Genomic DNA, 18,081 nt, shown 5'->3' with positions numbered 1-18,081 from the left:
CCGCTGTTGCGGGGCCAACTTGCTCCCTATGCCAAACCGTAAACCAAAGCGGAAAGCGCAATCAGCCCCATCACCAGCACAAAGACATTGCTCAATGCTCGATAACGGCGCATAGCCGGAACCGCGCGCACCGCATACATCGGCAGAATAAACAGGATCACCGCAATCAGCGGACCGCTGATGGTTTCAATGATATGCAAGGCGCTCGGATTCCAAACGGTGGCCGCCCAGGTCAGCAAGAACAGCACCACACCGGAAATACGATGGGTTGTGACTGCAGTGAGTGGCTTGCCAACGGCGCGTGTTAGCCCATCGATCAGACTGGTTGCCCCTTCGGTAACGCCTAATGAAGTGCCAAGATAGGATTTTGCCATCGCCAACATCGCCATCACCGGCCCAAGATAGGCAATCAGCGGGTTGGAAAATTTGTTGGCCAGGGTGGTCAACACCGTGATGTTCTGTGCTTTCGCCTGCTCCATCTCCTGGTGCGAAAGACTCAGCACGCAGCTGAACACGAAGAACAGCACGGTGACGCAAATCAGCAGGTAGCTGTAACGCATAATCCGCGCACAACGGCGCTCAGCGTTGTCACCATATAAGCTTTTCTGGGTGGAAGCGAACGACGAAATGATCGGCGCATGGCTAAAGGAAAATACCATTACCGGGACCGCCAACCACAACGAATGCCAGAGGTCGGGGCTGTCAAATTGGGTGTTGGCCAAACCACTGACAAAGTTCTCGGTCTGCCAGGTGGGTACCAGATACAGCGAAATCCCCATCAGAAACACCAGCAATGGGAATACCAGAACGCCCATCGCGGCCACGATCGTATCCTTTCCACGCAGCAGTACCAAATTGAGCACCACCACCACCGCCAAACTCAGCCAGATGCGGGGTACCGGGGCAAAGTGAAATTGATGGGTCAGAAAGCTGTCCAACGCGTTGGTGATGGAAATACTGTAGACCAGCACGATGGGGAAAAACGCCATCAGGTACAGCACCATAATGATCTTGCCGGCTAACACGCCGAAATGTTCGACCACCACGTCCTGAATGTTGCCATCGCGGCTGGAGCCGGAAAGGACAAAACGGGTTAGTGCCAAATGGGGTAAATAAGTCAGAGGGAAAGCGAACAGTGCCATCAATAGCAGCACCAATGGGCCATTCAGACCGGCATTGATCGGCAGAAACAGGGTGCCGGCACCCACGGCCGTGGCATAAAGCCCGAACATCCAGACGGTGTCGGTCTTGTTCCATTTGGCAGGTTGAGCAATGGCCAACCTGCCATGATCTGGAGAAATCGTACTCATGAGACAGCTTACCTTAATCTACAGCGCCAACGATTGCGCCCGACGGAAACTCCCTTCTCCGTAGAATGTTTATATAAAACAGGATATTAATGGCGAGAGAAATTCACCTACCTGATAAAAGGACGGCAAAGGATAAAGAAAATCTCTGGAATGGTCTATATTTCGGCGGTTAACTGCGCGCTTCGTGAGCAGCCTATGCCGCCCACGAGCCATAGGGAATGAAACAAAGCTTAGGCGCTGGCGGCGGCGACAAACCGGCGTATTTCGCCAATATACTGCGGGCCGTAACTACATTGCCCTACTTCTATTTTTGGCTTGTTACGCCCATGGAAGTCGCTGCCGCAGGTAACAAACGCCGAGCGGCTCAGGGCAAACTCATACAGCTGGCTGGCCAACTCCGGTGAATGATAGCTTGAGAACACCTCGACCCCCATCACACCAATCTTCAGCATGTCATCGATGACTTGAGTATGGTCCTGCTTAACGTTGGCACCGATATGCGCCAGGATCGGTATTCCCCCATTATGGCGGATCACCTCCACCATGCGGTTCATGGCGGGATAGGTGACCGGCATATAGCACACCTTTCCTGGGCCAAAGAAGTCCCAGTAGAAGTTGATTAGTGGCATATCGGCCCTTTCCCCCCCGGGTCGATAAGGCATCAGCAATGGATGCCCATCATTACGTGGATCGTCGAGTATCACCTCGCCCATCTGCTCTTCCTGCGGGATAGCGCCACCGCATACCTGCTCCAGGCGTTGCTCATCCAGATGGAATTTCAACCCGCGCAGCTTGGCAAACTTCTGCGGCGTCAGTTCCCGTTGAATGCTGCTGAAATTGTTATAGATTTCGACAAAGTCATTGCTGGGGGTAAACCCGTAGCCCAACAGGTGGAAGTTGCGCCCAGCGAAGGTGCAGTCGATCTCGATACCAGACAGGACATTGAGGCTGGACGATGCCAGCGCCTTGGCTTCCGGCACCGAATTGGCATTATTATGGTCGGTCACCGCCAACGTACTGATACCGTTGGCCAGGCAGCGTGCAATCAGCGTCTCAACCGGGAAGTCTGCATCATCGCTGTAGTTGGAATGCATATGCAGGTCGATTTTTTCCATGGCAATGTCCTTTGGCGAATGCTCAAACCAAGACCATACTAAAGCCGCCCTTGAATGCATACAGTGGATTTGACACTTTGTATCGTCAGGATCACAAAAGCGTGGGTCTGCTCACGGGATGTAGATCGACATGTTGACGAGATGGATAACGGTGCAGACTGTTAACAGGCATTGACGGTGCCAAATAGCTGTGGCTACTTGGTCATCCATCTAAAATGCCCCACTTTTCCAGGGCATCTCACCTGATGAAATCTGCTTTTTTGCCAAAGATGGCAAACCGCAACGCATCATGTTCGGAAAAGCAGCGTATCGATTAACCTCGCACATTTCCTTTTGAACTTGATGCGCTTTCTGTAGGTATATTTTCGACCAAGACTAATACAGATACGCTTACGCCTATCAACCTCAAAAGCGATGGAAATGTACACCACCATTAATAAAACTATTACCATCACGCCTATAGCCTCCCTTTAGTTTCAACGCTCCCCTGCGATTAACATTAATAACATTAATGAAATTTTTATTCACCAACAAATAAAATCAGAACAACCCAATCAATAACAGTGACATAGAACAAATATGAAGTGCAATATCTCGCAGAAAGGTAAAAAACTCAGGTCAAATAGTTTAAAGACCCAGGAATGGGCTGTTAAAGGTGATTAAAAATCACACACCATGAAATGATTAACAACTCTAACTTATTTAAGGATAATTGAGATAAATAAAGGGCCTCGAACGAGGCCCTTGTGAGGATTACTTGGCACCCACAGGCGCTGGCTCTGGGACAGTAGAACTGCCCATCGCCTTCTCATCGCGGATAATTGAACGATCCTTACGCACGTCAGCTACATCGGAAGCACTGATGGCTTTGGCATTATTACCCCAGCTGGAGCGGATAAAGTTCACCACGTCCGCAACCTGCTGGTCGTTCAAGCGCCAGCCAAACGGTGGCATGGTGAGGTTGGAAACCGCCCCCTTCACTGCTGGCGTGGTATTGCCGACCAGCACAATGTGGATCAGCGAGGTCCCGTCTTCGGTCTGCACCACCGGGTTGCCCTTCAGCGCCGGGAAGGCACGCTTGTAACCAACACCATCGGTACGGTGGCAAGCGGCACAGTTATCGACGTACAGCGCGGCTCCGGGCTTGCTGTCGTTACCACGCCACAAATCTTTGGCGACGCTGTCTTCAACCGGAGCGGCCTGCTGTTTACCGTCTTTCGGCGGCAAGGTTTTCAGATAGCGGGCGATCGCGGTCAAATCCTCATCGCTGAGATATTGCAGGCTATGTTCGACCACGTCGCTCATGCCCCCAAATACCACCGACTTATCGTTGCGGCCGGTTTTCAGGAACTCGGTCAGTTCGCTCTCGCTCCAGGTGCCTAAGCCATCTTTATTATCGCCACGCAGGCTGGATGCTACCCAACCGTCGATCGGCGCGTTACTGCCAGACAGGTAGTCATCCCCTTCCGTGTTGCTCAACGCCTTCTCTTGCATAGTCAGGCTGCGCGGCGTATGGCATGCCCCACAGTGCCCCAGCCCTTCGACCAGATAGCGGCCACGTTCGATAACCGGATCGGCGTTGGCGTTTGCCGCGAAATCGGCCGGTGTTGGTGCAAACATCGAACGCCAGATGTGTAGTGGCCAACGCATGGATAACGGCCAGGGAATATCGGAGTCTTGGTTCGCTTGTTTGACGGGTTGCACGCCGTGCATGAAATAGGCATACATGGCACGCATATCCTCCTCTTTCACCAGCGCAAACGAAGGATAAGGCATCGCCGGGTACAGGGTGCTGCCGCTCTTGGCGACGCCTTTGCGTACCGCATTGTCGAAATCTGCAAAACTGTAATCGCCAATGCCGGTGGTTTTGTCCGGGGTGATGTTGGTGGAATAGATAGTGCCAATCGGCGTTTCCATCGCCAAACCACCAGCAAAGGGCACACCGTTTTTACCATTGGTGTGGCAGGCCACACAGTCACCGGCACGTGCTAGATATTCACCACGTTTGAGCAATTCGCTGCTGACCGCCGCGTCCTGCGCCAAAACGGAAAAACTCAGTGCACTGAGAACCAGTGCGGGAACCAAAGCTTTCATCACTCGCATCCTCATGCCTGCACCAATGGGCCTGGGTTTTTCAGATACTGCTCGCGAATGGCGCGGGCAGACCAATAGGCCAACGCGGCAACGGTGCCGGTCGGGTTGTAGCCCAGCCCCTGCGGGAAGGCCGATGCGCCTATCGAGAACACGTTATGCACGTCCCAGCTTTGCAGATAACGGTTTACCGCGCTGGTCTTGGGATCTTCTCCCATCACCGCTCCGCCGTTCATGTGCGTAGTTTGGTAGCTGGTGGTATCGAAATGGCTGTTGGCGTTTTTCGGGCTGCCGGAAATCAGTTTCGGGTTCATCGCCTTGGCGATCGGGGCCATCTTGTTGAACATAAACTGCGCCATCTTGATGTCGTTTTCCTGCCAGTCGAAGGTCATGCGTAGCAGCGGTTGGCCAAAGACGTTCTTGTAGGTCGGATCGAGATCGAGATAGTTGCTACGATAGGACTGGTGCGCGCCATGCGCATCCATAGAGACATGGTGCGTATAGGCATCCGCCACCGCGGCTTTCCACTTGCTGCCCCAGGCTGGAGTACCAGGAGGCGTTGGCAGGCCGGAGATCGGTTTGGTACCCGCCTGGTTGACCCAGAACGGTGAGCCACCGACAAAGCCCTCCTTGCCGTGGTCAAAGTTATCCGCGTTGAAATCATCCACGCCGACGCCGTTACCGCCCGCGCCAATAAACGGGTTGGTATGGACGTCCTTATCAAAGAACGCCTTGATGGTAGTCATGTTCTGGTAGGCAAAATTACGCCCAACCACCCCTTCACCGGTCTGTGGATCGTAAGGTTTGCCAATACCGGAGAGCAGCATCAGATGCACATTGTGGAACTGGAAGGCCCCGAGGATCACCAGATCGGCAGGTTGTTCAATCTCACGCCCCTGGGCATCGATATAGTTCACCCCGGTCGCCCGGCTTTTGTCAGCTGTCAGGTTAACTTTCAGCACGTTAGCGTTGGTGCGCAGCTCAAAGCGCTTCTCCATCCGCAGTGCTGGCAAGATATTGACGTTTGGCGACGCCTTGGAATACATGTAGCAGGCATAACCGCTGCAGTAACCGCAGAAGTTGCAAGGACCCATCTGCGCGCCATAGGGGTTGGTGTAGGAATCTGACGTATTGGCAGAGGGCAGATTGTAAGGGTGATAACCCACCTCACGCGCCGCCTTTTCAAACAGCTGCGCGGAGAAGGTGTTCTTCTGCGCTGGCAGTGGGAAATGGTCGGAACGGTCTGGTGCAAAGGGGTTTCCGCCTTTGTCTTTACCCACCAACTGCCCCTTCACTGACCAGGCTGTGCCGGAGGTACCGAATACCTTCTCGGCCTTATCAAAGAACGGCTCCAGCTCGTCGTAGCTCACCCCAAAATCCTGGATCGTCATGTCTTTTGGAATAAAGCTTTTACCGTAGCGCTCTTCATAATGGCTGCGCATACGCAGCTCGATAGGATCGATACGGAAATGCACGCCAGACCAGTGCAGGCCAGCTCCGCCCACTCCGGTACCCGGCAGGAAAGCCGCCAACTGGCGATAAGGTACTGCGGTTTGGCTTGTGTTGTGACGGATAGTCACCGTACTTTTTGAAAGGTCCTGGAACAACTTGCGGCGGATATTATAGGTTAGTTCATCGATCACCTGCGGGTAGGAGCCGTCTGGGTAGGTATCGCGCATCGGGCCACGCTCAAGCGCCACCACGTTTAGCCCGGCCTCGGTCAACTCCTTGGCCATAATGGCACCAACCCAACCAAAACCGACGATCACCACATCCTGCTTCTTCATTACCGTTGCCATAATTACCCCCTCTCCCCACGAATCGATACCGGTGGGAAGGGATAACGTTCCCCTCGCTCAACCCAGTCCATAAAGTCGGCGCGCGCGCCCGGAAAATTAATCAGCTTCCATCCCACCATTTCTTTGTTACCGCCATGGATTGGATCGCTGAAAAAACCTTCACGGGTGTTTTGCAATAGGTAAGAGAAGAACAGCTTGGCAGGCAGTTGCGCAAACTCGGCCTCACCGGATTCAAACTTCTGCAACAGCGCATCCTGTTGTGCGCCATCCAGCTCGGCGAATACTTTACCTGCCGTTTTCTTGCTGTAGGCATCCGCGTCGCTGATACCCAGGTTATAAATCTGTTTCGGCACCAACGGCAGTTGATAACCCATTTCCGGTGCAACATCGGGATTGAACGGCCCTTGCATGTACCAGATTGAGCCGGTGGCATAAGGCGTATTCATCTGCCGATCGATAAACTCCGGCACGCCTGCTTCCAAAGCGCCCGGGCCGCGCTCGTCCGCAGGGATCAAACGCGCGACCGCCGCCTGGACAAAGGCCCACTCTTCGGGGGTAAAGAAGGTTGGTTGATAGTCAGCCTGCTTGGGGGTGTCGCTAGCGGCAAGCACGGGTGTGGGCGCCGTCAGGGCACTCACACCGCTGCCACCGATAACGGCTGCGGGGATCAGCGTCATCGACTTCAGCAAGAAATCACGCCGGGAGTTGTTGGTTTTATCGTTCGACATAGCACATTCCTTCCAAAAAAAATCACAACTATTTAACCTCAACCTCGCGTTCCATACGGAGTTTAAACATATATTGTTACGTAATTGTTTATTTTTTGAAGGTCAGAATGTGAGCTTTGGCAGCAATGTTACCGGTAACTATTTGATTGAGCGTAAAGTTTTCTTTGTTAATGTAAAATTAACAATTTGTGCGGTTTTTTAGTTCAAAAGGCGGGAGAACAACGGAAATGGGATGCAGAGCACATTTTTACCGGCAAGAAATAGCAAAACCGGCCCTTTATTGGGGCCGGCTGTAGGCAATCTGAGGCTAGTCAGCCATCGCTTGATAAGCAGTGGTAACCTTCCACAAGTAACGCGGCGCTTGCGGTGCCGGGTGTTTCTTCTGGATATGCTGATAAAACTCGTCCGGGCTCATCTGATTGATGCGGTTTACCGCCACACGTTTATCCGATGAGAAGGTCCGTAACATCGCGCCTGCCCCGTTCACATAGGAAACGATGGTGGCATAGCGTAACGTTTGTGGATTGGTGATCCCGGCTAGCTGCTGGCTTTGAAGAATATTGATATAGGCTGTTCCCAGATCAATATTGACCGCCGGATCCTTCAACTCACGTGAACTTGGCTGCCCGTTCTTTCCCTTCATACGGTAAGCATCGCGTCCAGCGGTTGAGGCTTTCAGCTGCATGAGCCCCACGGCATTCGAGGTGCTGACCACGTTCGGGTTAAACCCGGACTCCACCTGAATGATCGCCTTAATCAGCGTTTCGTCGACGCCATAGTTGCTGGCAGCCTGACGGATATAATCGTTATAAGCGACCGGTGTCCCGGTACGGTTGCTTGGTGTTTGCGGTGGAGTTTTTAGCCAACCGCCCGAAGTGCCACTGCCTGCCTGATTGCCGGTTGTTTGCGGATCTTTCGCACAACCGGCTAATAGTACGATTGCCATCAGGCAACCTATTTTTGTTTTCACAGAATCCCTCACTCCTTTCAATGAGTTGCGTAGCATATACAACGGGTAAGGATACCTGCATAACTTTTTTGGTCTATTCTCAGGCTATCCATATACCAAGAGGTGATTTATGAGTCAATCTTCGTCCATAGGATTTGTGGTGACTTTCACCTATCCGGAACAGAGCTTAACCGATTTAGCCAAATTAACCGGACAAATGACGCTGGCCGGTTTTTCCACCATGCTCAGCGACAGCGAGGGCGTTCCCCATGAGCTGGGGATCAACAGTTTTTCGCTAACAACGCCATTAAATCAAGAAGATGTCAAACAGTTGGCGCAAGGGTTGGGCGAGGTGGCATTGGGGGCAAAACCCGAAGTGGAGATAGTCACTGGCAGTGATTACTTTAAGCGGTTACATCCCGATACATAAAATGTTATAACTCACACGGCGGTACTATTTCATTAACAACAACATAACCCCTTGGCAAAGCTTGGTGATGCTTGACTTCCGCTCAATTGATATTGATAATCATTTTCATTTGAATAAGGAGACGTCATCATGCCAATGAAAAACAACGTATTTACTCGTCGTCGTTTTAGCTTGTCCCACTTTCGCCCCCTTGCCCTGCTCTGCATATGCCTTAGCGTTGTTGCTGTGAGCCAACCGGCTTCGGCAAAGGAAAAGCTGCGCGTGGTGACCACCTTCACCATTATCCAGGATATCGCCCAGAACGTGGCGGGCGACGCTGCCGTAGTGGAGTCCATCACCAAGCCTGGGGCGGAAATCCACGACTATCAGCCCACGCCGCGGGATATCGTTAAGGCACAGCACGCCGATCTGATTTTATGGAACGGGATGAACCTGGAGCGCTGGTTCCAACGCTTCTTCGAAAATATCAAACAGGTGCCCGCCGCCGTGGTAACCGAAGGGATCACCCCGCTGCCGATCCACGAAGGCCCGTATAACGGTAATCCAAACCCCCATGCCTGGATGTCGCCAAGCAATGCGCTGATCTACATTGAGAACATCCGCAAAGCGCTGGTGCAGCACGATCCTGATAACGCCGAAACCTATAACCGCAATGCCAAAGCCTACGCTGAAAAAATCGCGGCGCTGGATGCCCCGCTACGCGAGCGTTTGTCGCGTATTCCGGCAGCCCAGCGCTGGCTGGTAACCAGCGAAGGCGCCTTTAGCTATCTGGCCAAAGACTATCAGTTGCAAGAAGTCTACCTGTGGCCAATCAATGCCGACGAACAGGGCTCACCGCAGCAGGTGCGCCGGGTGATTGATACCGTGCGGGCCAACCACATTCCGGTGGTGTTCAGCGAAAGCACCATTTCGGATAAGCCTGCCAAGCAGGTGGCCAAAGAAACCGGCGCACACTACGGCGGCGTGCTGTATGTCGATTCGCTTTCTGCCGCCGACGGGCTAGTGCCCACCTATATCGATCTGCTCAATGCCACCGTGCAAACCATCGCCAAAGGATTCAATCAATGAGTGCAGAGACCTTTATCCGCCCCGAACTTAGCGTGGATGACGTATCGGTCACCTATAACAACGGCCATACGGCGATCCATAACGCCAGTTTTACCCTTAGCGGTGGTTCGATCTGTGCGCTGGTGGGGGTTAACGGCAGCGGGAAATCGACCCTCTTCAAAAGCATCATGGGCCTGGTAAAACCGACATCTGGCCAGGTGACGCTGAGCGGGCAGCCGGTTGTCGCCGCGCTGAAGAAAAATATTATCGCCTACGTGCCGCAAACCGAGGAGGTTGACTGGAACTTCCCGGTGCTGGTGGAAGACGTGGTGATGATGGGCCGCTACGGCAAAATGAACTTCTTGCGCATTCCTACCAAGGAAGACCGGCTGCGGGTCGATAAGGCGCTGGAACGCGTTGGCCTGACTGAATTACGTAGCCGACAGATCGGCGAGCTTTCCGGCGGGCAGAAAAAGCGCGTATTCCTGGCCCGTGCCCTGGCTCAGCAGGGAACTGTGCTGCTGCTTGATGAGCCTTTTACCGGCGTAGATGTCAAAACCGAGAACGCCATTATCGATCTGTTACGTTCGCTGCGCGATGAGGGGCACCTGATCCTGGTATCGACCCACAACCTCGGCAGCGTACCGGAGTTTTGCGATCGGGTGATCCTGATTAACCGTACCGTGCTTGCCGCCGGCCCGCTCGAGACCACGTTCACGCAAAGCAATCTGGAACTGGCGTTCGGTGGCGTATTGCGCCATATCAACCTCTCCGGGCCCGACCTGCACGATGACAACGATCCCCGCACCGTAACGGTAATCACCGATGACGAGCGCCCTGCGGTGTTTTATGGCCATACCAAGAGCGATCCTCCGGCGCAAAGTCAGCAAAAGGAGAATACTCCCTGATGCTCGAGATCCTGCTGCAACCGTTCAACTACAACTACATGGTCAAGGCGATGTGGGTCAGCGCCATCGTCGGTGCGGCCTGCGCTTTTCTGTCGGCGTATCTGATGCTGAAAGGCTGGTCGTTGATGGGGGATGCTCTTTCCCACTCCGTGGTGCCTGGCGTGGCCGGTGCCTATGCCCTCGGCCTGCCCTATGCAGCCGGTGCGTTTTTCACCGGCATGCTGGCCGCGCTGGCGATGACGTTGGTACGCCACGTTACCCGCCTGCGTGAAGATGCGATTATCGGCTTTATTTTCTCCACCTTTTTCGCCGTCGGCCTGTTGATCATTTCGCTCAATCCTACCTCGGTGAACGTGCAGTCGATCATCTTCGGCAACATTCTCGGCATCGCAGATGAAGACGTGTTGCAGGTGGAGATTATTATCGGCGTTTCGTTATTGATCTTATGCCTGGTGTGGAAAGACCTGCTGGCGGTATTTTTCGATGAAAACCACGCGGTGTCGATCGGGCTTTCGCCACTCAAGTTGAAGATACTGTTCTTTACCCTGCTTAGCGCCTGCACCGTGGCCGCGCTGCAAACCGTCGGCGCCATCCTGGTGATCGCCATGGTGATCACTCCCGGTGCTACCGCCTATCTGCTGACCGACCGTTTTGGCTGGCTAGTGATTATCGCCATCGCGATCGGTGCGTTGACCAGCGGCTTGGGTGCCTACCTCAGCTTCTTCGTCGATGGGGCCACCGGCGGCGTGATCGTCACGTTGCAAACGCTGGTGTTCCTGGCGGCCTTCCTGTTCGCACCGAAGCACGGGCTGTTAGCCTCAAAACGTCGCGTAAATCGTGGCAACTCTCCGGAGGGCAACTGATGGAATTCCTGTTGCAATGGCTCTCTGAGCCGTTCGCCTATCCCTTTATGCAACGCGCCATCATCGCGGCTATCGTCACCGGTGTCGTCTGCGCCGTGTTGTCTTGCTATCTGGTATTGAAAGGCTGGTCACTGATGGGTGATGCCATTTCTCACGCCGTGCTCCCCGGCATTGTGCTGGCCTTTGTGTTCGGTATTCCGCTGGTGATTGGCGCATTTCTTTCCGGCATTTTCTGCGCGGTCGCGACGGGTTATCTGAAAGAGCACAGCCGGGTAAAAGAAGACACGATGATGGGGATCGTATTCTCCGGCATGTTTGCCTTTGGGCTGGTGCTGTTTGCCCGCATCGATACCGATCAACACCTCAGCCATATCCTGTTCGGCAATATGCTGGGGATCACCGACGGTGAGCTACGGCAAACGTTGTGGATCGCCGGGATCACGCTGGCAATCGTGCTGCTCAAGCGCCAGGACTTCATGCTCTACTGTTTCGATCCCAATCATGCGCGCGTTATCGGCCTGCCGGTGAAGTTACTGCACTACGGCTTACTGTGCCTGCTGGCGTTAACCATTGTGGCCTCGCTACAGGCGGTGGGGGTGATCCTGGTGATTGCGATGCTGATCGCACCGGGGATTATTGCGTTCACGCTGTGCCGCAGTTTCAACCGGATGTTGATTGTTGCCACCATCGCTTCGGTTTTTTCCTGTGTGCTGGGTACACTGATCAGCTTTCATATCGACGGCGCAACCGGGCCGTGCATCGTGGTCGTACAGGCGCTGCTGTTTGTCATCGCCCTGCTCTATAGCCACTTCAAACCCGTGCAACGCAACGAAATCACCGTAGTTAAAAACCATTAAGCCGCCCTCACCCTAACCCTCTCCCCCAGGAGAGGGAACAGAATGTGCCACTGTTGTGGTCTAGTAATATCGAACACCGATAAAGGTTTTTACGCCACCCGCTCCCTGTGGGAAAGAGAACAAAACGTGCCACAGACTGACTCCTGCACCTATCCCCGGCTCCGCTCCAGCCCCCTGTGGGAAAGAGAACAAAACGTGCCACAGACTGACTCCTGCCCCTACCCGCGGCTCCGCTCCAGCCCCCTCTCCCTGTGGGAGAGATACCGTCTTGTCGGCTATCCGGCAAGCGGTATTTCCGCATTAAATGTCTTTCCTGATTTCACCACACCATAGGCCAGTTGCAGCAACTTTCGCATCGCCGCACACACTCTTTCTTTGCCCGACTTCCCACGCAACTTTAGCCTTTCTGTTAAGTCTTTAACCACAACATTGTATTGGCCTGCCACTACCGCGGGCATGTATAACGCACTTCGCAGCTCACCGTGCCCCACTTTCGATAACCGGCTTTTCCCTTTAAACATCCCCGACTCACATCGCTGTGGATTCAGTCCTGCGTACGCTACCAGGGCCTTGCTGCTGGTGAACCGACGCAGGTTTCCTGCGAAGGCCAGCAGGCTGGAGCTCAGCATCTCTCCCACTCCAGGGATACTTTTTAGCAACTCGCTGTCCCGTTTCAGGTCAGGGTTATCATCGATGTGCTGACTGATTTTCTTTTTCGTTTCTCGTATCAGTTCATCCAACGTGGCGATGTGCTCATTGAGTGAAGGGACGATGACTGCTTCGGCCACCTCCAGGCGATTTTCTTCCATCTGACGCATCTCTTCCAGGTTCTTAAGATGCCTGACCAACGCGGTCAACTGGCGCTCGCTCAACGGGGCTGGGAACCACGGGGCAGGCTGATGCAGTGCGCAGTAGCGGGCTATCATCGCTGCATCGCTTTTGTCCGTTTTGTTCCGGGCCAGTTCTGTATTGCCGAAGGAATGGATACACGCCGGGTTCATCAGACTGACGTGGTAGTTGTTGTCTGCCAGATAAGTGGCCAGTTCCGTGCTGTAGCTCCCGGTGGCTTCCATACAGACATGACAGTCGCCAAAGCGGCTCAACCAGGCTGCGAACTCGCGGCATCCAGAAGGGGTATTGGCAAACTTTTTGGTTTTATACTTCTGATTGTCCAGCAGTACGGCGACATCAAATTTGTGTTTAGCGATATCAACGCCGACAGGGGTTCTACGCATTATGGCACTCCATAACCATGTCTGAAATTTATCGCCGGACCATCCTTATATGTAGGTGCTCATAGGCACAGGATACCGTTCGGTCTACAAGGCGACAGGGAAATAGACAGCCGGGGCACAATCTCTCCCACGGGCTCATAGGCACTAGGGTTAGGGGGAGCTCACCGGCTATCTCCCGATGATCAGTCGGGGATCTTCTCCGCTAAGGCGGAGAAGATCAAGACATAAGGGTTGGGGTGAGGGGAAAATCCCTACTATGACGTTTCCCGTGTAACAAGGAACTCGGCAAGTTAGCCTGAACCAAGCAGCATTCAGCATAAGCGTACTTAAATTAATCAATAGCGTATATACTTTGACCAGACACGCGGCGATGATTTTTTCGTCAATAGATGGCGCAGCTGTGCGCCACATCGTGTTTTCGCAGCAGGAAAGACGCTAACCTAATGAAATCGCAGGCAACACAGAAGGGGATTACTATGTGGCAAGCCGTTAGCCGTCTGTTGAGTGAACATCTTGGCAGCGCAGAAATCCGCGAAAGGACTGAACTGCCCGGGGGAGAAATCCACCCGGCGTGGCGCGTGAGTTACGGTGACAGCGAGGTGTTTGTTAAATGTGATACCCGCGAAATGCTGCCGATATTTACTGCGGAGGCCGATCAACTGGCCTTGCTGGCTCGCAGTAAGACCGTGCGCGTCCCCGAAGTGTATGGGGTTGGCAGCGATCGCGATTACAGTTTCCTGCTATTGGAGTATCAACCCCTTAAGCCGCTGGATGCGCACGGGGCGCACTGCCTCGGGCAACAACTGGCCCGCCTGCACCAGTGGAGCGAACAACCGCAGTTCGGCCTCGACTTCGATAACGACCTTTCCACCACACCGCAGCCCAATGCCTGGCAACGCCGCTGGGCGGAATTTTTTGCCGAGCAACGCATCGGCTGGCAGCTACAGCTGGCGGCGGAAAAGGGCATGACCTTCGGTGATATCGACGAAATTATTGACGTGGTGTATCTGCGGTTGCAACACCATCAACCTCAGCCTTCCCTGCTGCACGGCGATCTGTGGCCAGCCAACTGTGCTCAGGCCGCGGATGGGCCTTTACTGTTCGATCCAGCCTGCTACTGGGGCGACAGAGAGTGTGATTTGGCGATGCTGCCGCTTTATCCTGAATTGCCCGCCCAGATTTATGACGGCTATCAGAGCGTGTGGCCGCTGGAGACCGGGTTTATCGAACGCCAGCCGCTGTATCAGCTTTATTACCTGCTCAACCGCAGCAACCTGTTTGGCGGCCAACATCTGGTCATGGCGCAGCGGGCCATCGACAAGCTGCTCCATCCAGAGACGCTGTAATGTCATGGGCGCCGCATAGGGCGCCCGTTCTTTGCAGATCTACGCCACTCCGGCCATTTGCCCTAGCAGCTTGAGCACAAAATAAGCCACCACGGCGATCACCACCGGCAAGATATACAGCGGGAAGTATTGCAGCAATATGGTGTGGTGCGGCAACGTCACCCGCTCTTCCAATTGCTCACGCGTGTGCCCTTCGCTGCCCTTGGCCTGTTCCAGGATCATCTGATCTTCCAATCCTTCACGGATAAACTTCACCTGACGCGACATGCGCGCACCGGAAGTCTGCAATGCCAGGCCGACAAAAATCAGGAAATAGATAATGATAAACATCAGATTAGCGCCGCTAAACAGGCTCTTATCCACGTCCGGTACCGGTGAGTTGTACCAGAAAATATTCAGGAATGGCGTATTGAAGCGCACCATGTCGACCATGACGTGGACAAAATCCAGCATCACGGCGTTGATCCCTCTGGACTTCTCACTGTGTTGATAAACAAAACCCAGCAGTGAAACCAGCGTTGACAGTAACGCCGGGATGAAAACGACCCATCCGAAAATGCGTTTCAGTATGGCAACGCGCCCAGCCTGTTGATACGTCATGTGTTCCCCTTGTAAGCGACGCAATCGTTGTTGCGCTAAGTCTACCTGTAGTTAATGAAACTCGCCCACCGTTTTCTTTATCTTCCCCCCAGTTCCAGAGAGATCCTGTACTTTGGGAAAACACCCCGGGCCCGAAGGGTGCAGGCGCCTGAACAAAAATGATAGAGTGGCGAAAACATTTTCTTTTACTGGTGCTGCAGGAGTTAATTGTTAATGGCTTATTCGCAACGCATAGCAACCGCAATTTTTGATATGGACGGTCTACTGATCGACTCTGAACCCCTGTGGTTACAGGCAGAAATGGATATTTTCAGCTCATTGGGCCTGGATCTGTCCGATCGTCACAACCTACCGGATACGCTGGGTTTACGCATCGATCTGGTGGTACGAATGTGGTTCCAGGCCATGCCGTGGCAAGGGCCTTCTCAGGAGGAAGTGGCTGGCCGCATTATCGAGCGGGCCATCGAGTTGGTACGGGAAAAGCGCCCGTTGCTGCCTGGGGTGCAACAAGCGCTGGAACTGTGCCGTAGCCTGGATTTAAATATTGGGCTGGCCTCCGCCTCTCCGCTACATATGCAGCAGCAGGTGCTGAAGATGTTCGATCTGGAGAGCTATTTCGATCAGTTGGTTTCAGCCGAATACCTGCCGTACAGCAAACCGCACCCGGAAGTCTATCTGATCGCCGCCGAACGCCTGGGCAGCGATCCACAGCACTGCATTACTCTGGAAGACTCCTTCAACGGTATGATTGCCACCAAAGCAGCGCGTATGAAATCGATCGTGATCCCTGCGCACGAATACAGCCAGGATCCGCGTTGGGCCTTGGCCGACCTTAAGTTGCAAAGCCTAGAGCAGTTAACTGCCGCCCATCTGGCCTGATCTTGACGGCATCGGCCCCACCGGTGCCCTTTTCCCTCCCCCTGCACTCGAAAAATAAATAAAACACCATTTCATTTTTATTGAATTAAGACACCATTCAAATTATGCTAGTCGCATAAAGAAAACACCGGGCCATTAGGTGACACTGTCACTGCCACGCAGTTGCCATCGAAAGCCCGGTGCTTTCTTCCCTCACGGCAAGAGAGCAACGCTATGATTCTGAATTCCTTCGACTTAATGGGCAAAGTGGCGCTGATCACCGGCTGTAATACCGGCCTGGGGCAAGGCATTGCGATTGGGTTGGCGCAGGCCGGTTGCGACATTATCGGCGTGAACCGCAGTCAGCCCGTTGAGACCATGAGCAAAGTTACCCAGACTGGGCGTCGATTCCTGAATTTGAACGCCGATCTCGGCAATATCGACGCCATCCCTTCTCTGCTAGCCACCGCCGTTGAGGCGTTTGGCAGAATCGATATCCTGGTGAACAACGCAGGAATTATCCGCCGTGAAGATGCCCTGAATTTCAGTGAACAAGACTGGGATGAGGTGATGGACGTCAATATCAAGACCCTGTTCTTTATGGCACAGGCGGTGGCCAAACAGTTCATCAGCCAGGGCAGCGGCGGTAAAATTATCAATATTGCTTCGATGCTTTCTTTCCAGGGCGGCATTCGCGTACCGTCTTACACCGCGTCGAAAAGCGCGGTACTCGGCCTCACCCGGCTATTGGCCAATGAATGGGCACAGTACCAGATTAACGTTAACGCCATTGCACCGGGCTATATGGCCACCAACAATACCCAGCAACTACGTACCGATGAAGACCGCAACCAGCAGATCCTCGAGCGCATCCCGGCAGGGCGCTGGGGCACGCCGGATGACTTGATGGGCCCGATCGTCTTCCTTGCCTCGGCAGCGTCCGACTACGTTAATGGCTACACGCTCGCGGTAGACGGTGGCTGGCTCGCTCGCTGATCTCCACTGCGAACATATCCTTCCTCCGAATTTGAGCGGGCGCAGCATTTGCAGCGCCCCTACATTACCAGTCTTCCTGTATACCTCGTCCGTCATAAACACCGTTTCAACCCTTTGTAAAACGGCGTTAAATTAACAACTCGTTACAGGGTAACCGCTTCCGTAACTGTAAAAATTCCCATATACTGGATAAATTAACAGTTTAGTGGCCGGAATTTAGCAACATGACCGCGGAAGGACATCTCATATTCTCTGTTGCCTGCGCGATCTTTGCCAAGAAAGCGGAGGTGACACCCGTGCTCGCCGCTGGCGATTGGTGGCACATCATTCCCGCCGCGCTACTGACGTCACTGCTACCCGATATCGATCACCCTAAATCCATCCTGGGCCAGCGCCTGCGCTGGATAGCCATCCCGATATCTCGCGCCTTTGGTCACCGCGGTTTCACCCATAGCCTGTTGGCGATCGTCGGCGGCATGTGGCTATTTCAGCTAGAGGTGCCGCGCGGTTGGCCCATCCCCGCAGACGTGCTGCACGCCATGATTATCGGTTATTTCAGCCACCTGCTGGCCGATATGCTCACCCCTGCCGGCGTGCCGTTGCTTTGGCCCTGCCGCTGGCGTTTCTGCCTGCCAATATTGAACTCACAAAAAGGCAACCAGCTGGAGCGGGTACTGTGTATAGTTTTGGTGGCTTTCGCCATCTACTGGCAAGGGGATTACACCTTTCCCGTGCAGTCGTATTTTGAGCAAATAAAAAATATCCGGCTGTGATCACAAAAAACCGTCTATTTTCCCGCCTTTCCGCTTATTACATCGACGATTTCAAGCCAAAAGTTATATTAAATTCTTTTTAGATATAAGTGCGCTTCATCGCAAACTGTTACGATATTTACATCGCATTACATCGGTGCTTGGCACCTTTAATTATAAAAAACAAGATTGGAGAC

General features: G+C 53.6%; 17 protein-coding genes. 9 read left to right on the top strand and 8 right to left on the bottom strand.

The window, feature by feature from the left end:
- Positions 1-26 precede the first annotated feature (26 nt).
- The 6 genes from KGP21_RS13450 to KGP21_RS13425 form a co-directional block, all read right to left on the bottom strand.
- Complete coding sequence (locus tag KGP21_RS13450) at positions 27-1,310, bottom strand: serine transporter (RefSeq protein WP_021804601.1); 1,284 nt, start codon at positions 1,308-1,310, stop codon at positions 27-29.
- A gap of 230 nt (positions 1,311-1,540) precedes the next feature.
- Positions 1,541-2,425, bottom strand: coding sequence for a PHP domain-containing protein (locus tag KGP21_RS13445; protein ID WP_223499399.1), 885 nt, complete (start codon positions 2,423-2,425; stop codon positions 1,541-1,543).
- A 753-nt stretch (positions 2,426-3,178) separates the two neighbouring features.
- Positions 3,179-4,519, bottom strand: a complete 1,341-nt coding sequence (locus KGP21_RS13440) for a cytochrome c (RefSeq protein ID WP_021804603.1) — start codon at positions 4,517-4,519, stop codon at positions 3,179-3,181.
- Between the two features lie 11 nt (positions 4,520-4,530).
- Entirely contained in the window at positions 4,531-6,315 is a 1,785-nt protein-coding gene (locus KGP21_RS13435) for a GMC family oxidoreductase (protein ID WP_021178195.1), read from the bottom strand.
- Between the two features lie 2 nt (positions 6,316-6,317).
- Positions 6,318-7,043 carry a gluconate 2-dehydrogenase subunit 3 family protein gene (locus KGP21_RS13430; protein ID WP_021804604.1) on the bottom strand — a complete coding sequence of 242 codons (726 nt, stop codon included), beginning with the start codon at positions 7,041-7,043 and terminating at the stop codon, positions 6,318-6,320.
- Positions 7,044-7,350: 307 nt separating this feature from the next.
- Complete coding sequence (locus KGP21_RS13425) at positions 7,351-8,013, bottom strand: transglycosylase SLT domain-containing protein (protein WP_021178197.1); 663 nt, start codon at positions 8,011-8,013, stop codon at positions 7,351-7,353.
- Between the two features lie 109 nt (positions 8,014-8,122).
- On the opposite strand from KGP21_RS13425, the gene ghoS reads away from it, so the two are divergent.
- The 5 genes from ghoS (at position 8,123) to KGP21_RS13400 (ending at position 12,097) form a co-directional block, all read left to right on the top strand.
- Positions 8,123-8,422: a type V toxin-antitoxin system endoribonuclease antitoxin GhoS gene (gene ghoS, locus KGP21_RS13420; RefSeq protein ID WP_059200612.1), complete on the top strand. Its 300-nt coding sequence runs from the start codon at positions 8,123-8,125 to the stop codon at positions 8,420-8,422.
- 129 nt (positions 8,423-8,551) lie between these two features.
- Complete coding sequence (locus KGP21_RS13415; protein ID WP_305801158.1) at positions 8,552-9,490, top strand: metal ABC transporter substrate-binding protein; 939 nt, start codon at positions 8,552-8,554, stop codon at positions 9,488-9,490.
- Positions 9,487-10,377, top strand: coding sequence for a manganese/iron ABC transporter ATP-binding protein (locus tag KGP21_RS13410; protein ID WP_223499397.1), 891 nt, complete (start codon positions 9,487-9,489; stop codon positions 10,375-10,377). The genes KGP21_RS13415 and KGP21_RS13410 overlap by 4 nt, the downstream gene beginning before the upstream one ends.
- Positions 10,377-11,240 carry a metal ABC transporter permease gene (locus KGP21_RS13405; protein ID WP_223499395.1) on the top strand — a complete coding sequence of 288 codons (864 nt, stop codon included), beginning with the start codon at positions 10,377-10,379 and terminating at the stop codon, positions 11,238-11,240. Before KGP21_RS13410 ends, KGP21_RS13405 begins: the two co-directional genes overlap by 1 nt.
- Positions 11,240-12,097: a metal ABC transporter permease gene (locus tag KGP21_RS13400; RefSeq protein ID WP_223499393.1), complete on the top strand. Its 858-nt coding sequence runs from the start codon at positions 11,240-11,242 to the stop codon at positions 12,095-12,097. Before KGP21_RS13405 ends, KGP21_RS13400 begins: the two co-directional genes overlap by 1 nt.
- A gap of 275 nt (positions 12,098-12,372) precedes the next feature.
- On the opposite strand, the gene KGP21_RS13395 is transcribed toward KGP21_RS13400, so the two are convergent.
- Entirely contained in the window at positions 12,373-13,332 is a 960-nt protein-coding gene (locus KGP21_RS13395) for an IS110 family transposase (RefSeq protein ID WP_059199085.1), read from the bottom strand.
- Positions 13,333-13,808: 476 nt separating this feature from the next.
- On the opposite strand from KGP21_RS13395, the gene KGP21_RS13390 reads away from it, so the two are divergent.
- Positions 13,809-14,678 carry a fructosamine kinase family protein gene (locus KGP21_RS13390; RefSeq protein WP_223499391.1) on the top strand — a complete coding sequence of 290 codons (870 nt, stop codon included), beginning with the start codon at positions 13,809-13,811 and terminating at the stop codon, positions 14,676-14,678.
- Between the two features lie 39 nt (positions 14,679-14,717).
- On the opposite strand, the gene KGP21_RS13385 is transcribed toward KGP21_RS13390, so the two are convergent.
- On the bottom strand, positions 14,718-15,278 hold the full coding sequence (locus tag KGP21_RS13385; protein WP_021178205.1) for a YniB family protein: 561 nt from the start codon (positions 15,276-15,278) through the stop codon (positions 14,718-14,720).
- A gap of 213 nt (positions 15,279-15,491) precedes the next feature.
- On the opposite strand from KGP21_RS13385, the gene hxpB reads away from it, so the two are divergent.
- The 3 genes from hxpB to KGP21_RS13370 all read left to right on the top strand — a co-directional run bounded on the left by hxpB (position 15,492) and on the right by KGP21_RS13370 (position 17,905).
- Positions 15,492-16,157 (top strand): hexitol phosphatase HxpB, encoded by a 666-nt coding sequence (hxpB, locus tag KGP21_RS13380; protein ID WP_021804612.1) that lies wholly within the window; start codon positions 15,492-15,494, stop codon positions 16,155-16,157.
- Positions 16,158-16,370: 213 nt separating this feature from the next.
- On the top strand, positions 16,371-17,132 hold the full coding sequence (gene kduD / locus KGP21_RS13375) for a 2-dehydro-3-deoxy-D-gluconate 5-dehydrogenase KduD (RefSeq protein ID WP_223499390.1): 762 nt from the start codon (positions 16,371-16,373) through the stop codon (positions 17,130-17,132).
- A gap of 224 nt (positions 17,133-17,356) precedes the next feature.
- Positions 17,357-17,905, top strand: a complete 549-nt coding sequence (locus KGP21_RS13370) for a metal-dependent hydrolase (protein ID WP_021804614.1) — start codon at positions 17,357-17,359, stop codon at positions 17,903-17,905.
- Positions 17,906-18,081: the final 176 nt, after the last annotated feature.

The organism is Serratia sp. JSRIV004 (assembly GCF_019968705.1).
GTDB lineage: Bacteria > Pseudomonadota > Gammaproteobacteria > Enterobacterales > Enterobacteriaceae > Chania > Chania fonticola_B.
The sequence above is the reverse complement of the archived record's forward strand: the minus strand, read 5'-3'. Positions and strand labels throughout refer to the sequence as shown.

Excerpts from the sequence above, each read along its gene's own strand:
- KGP21_RS13450 (WP_021804601.1), bottom strand. The coding sequence starts at position 1,310 with ATGAGTACGATTTCTCCAGATCATGGCAGGTTGGCCATTGCTCAACCT.
- KGP21_RS13445 (WP_223499399.1), bottom strand. The coding sequence starts at position 2,425 with ATGGAAAAAATCGACCTGCATATGCATTCCAACTACAGCGATGATGCA.
- KGP21_RS13440 (WP_021804603.1), bottom strand. The coding sequence starts at position 4,519 with ATGAAAGCTTTGGTTCCCGCACTGGTTCTCAGTGCACTGAGTTTTTCC.
- KGP21_RS13435 (WP_021178195.1), bottom strand. The coding sequence starts at position 6,315 with ATGGCAACGGTAATGAAGAAGCAGGATGTGGTGATCGTCGGTTTTGGT.
- KGP21_RS13430 (WP_021804604.1), bottom strand. The coding sequence starts at position 7,043 with ATGTCGAACGATAAAACCAACAACTCCCGGCGTGATTTCTTGCTGAAG.
- ghoS (WP_059200612.1), top strand. The coding sequence starts at position 8,123 with ATGAGTCAATCTTCGTCCATAGGATTTGTGGTGACTTTCACCTATCCG.
- KGP21_RS13415 (WP_305801158.1), top strand. The coding sequence starts at position 8,552 with ATGCCAATGAAAAACAACGTATTTACTCGTCGTCGTTTTAGCTTGTCC.
- KGP21_RS13410 (WP_223499397.1), top strand. The coding sequence starts at position 9,487 with ATGAGTGCAGAGACCTTTATCCGCCCCGAACTTAGCGTGGATGACGTA.
- KGP21_RS13405 (WP_223499395.1), top strand. The coding sequence starts at position 10,377 with ATGCTCGAGATCCTGCTGCAACCGTTCAACTACAACTACATGGTCAAG.
- KGP21_RS13400 (WP_223499393.1), top strand. The coding sequence starts at position 11,240 with ATGGAATTCCTGTTGCAATGGCTCTCTGAGCCGTTCGCCTATCCCTTT.
- KGP21_RS13395 (WP_059199085.1), bottom strand. The coding sequence starts at position 13,332 with ATGCGTAGAACCCCTGTCGGCGTTGATATCGCTAAACACAAATTTGAT.
- KGP21_RS13390 (WP_223499391.1), top strand. The coding sequence starts at position 13,809 with ATGTGGCAAGCCGTTAGCCGTCTGTTGAGTGAACATCTTGGCAGCGCA.
- KGP21_RS13385 (WP_021178205.1), bottom strand. The coding sequence starts at position 15,278 with ATGACGTATCAACAGGCTGGGCGCGTTGCCATACTGAAACGCATTTTC.
- hxpB (WP_021804612.1), top strand. The coding sequence starts at position 15,492 with ATGGCTTATTCGCAACGCATAGCAACCGCAATTTTTGATATGGACGGT.
- kduD (WP_223499390.1), top strand. The coding sequence starts at position 16,371 with ATGATTCTGAATTCCTTCGACTTAATGGGCAAAGTGGCGCTGATCACC.
- KGP21_RS13370 (WP_021804614.1), top strand. The coding sequence starts at position 17,357 with ATGACCGCGGAAGGACATCTCATATTCTCTGTTGCCTGCGCGATCTTT.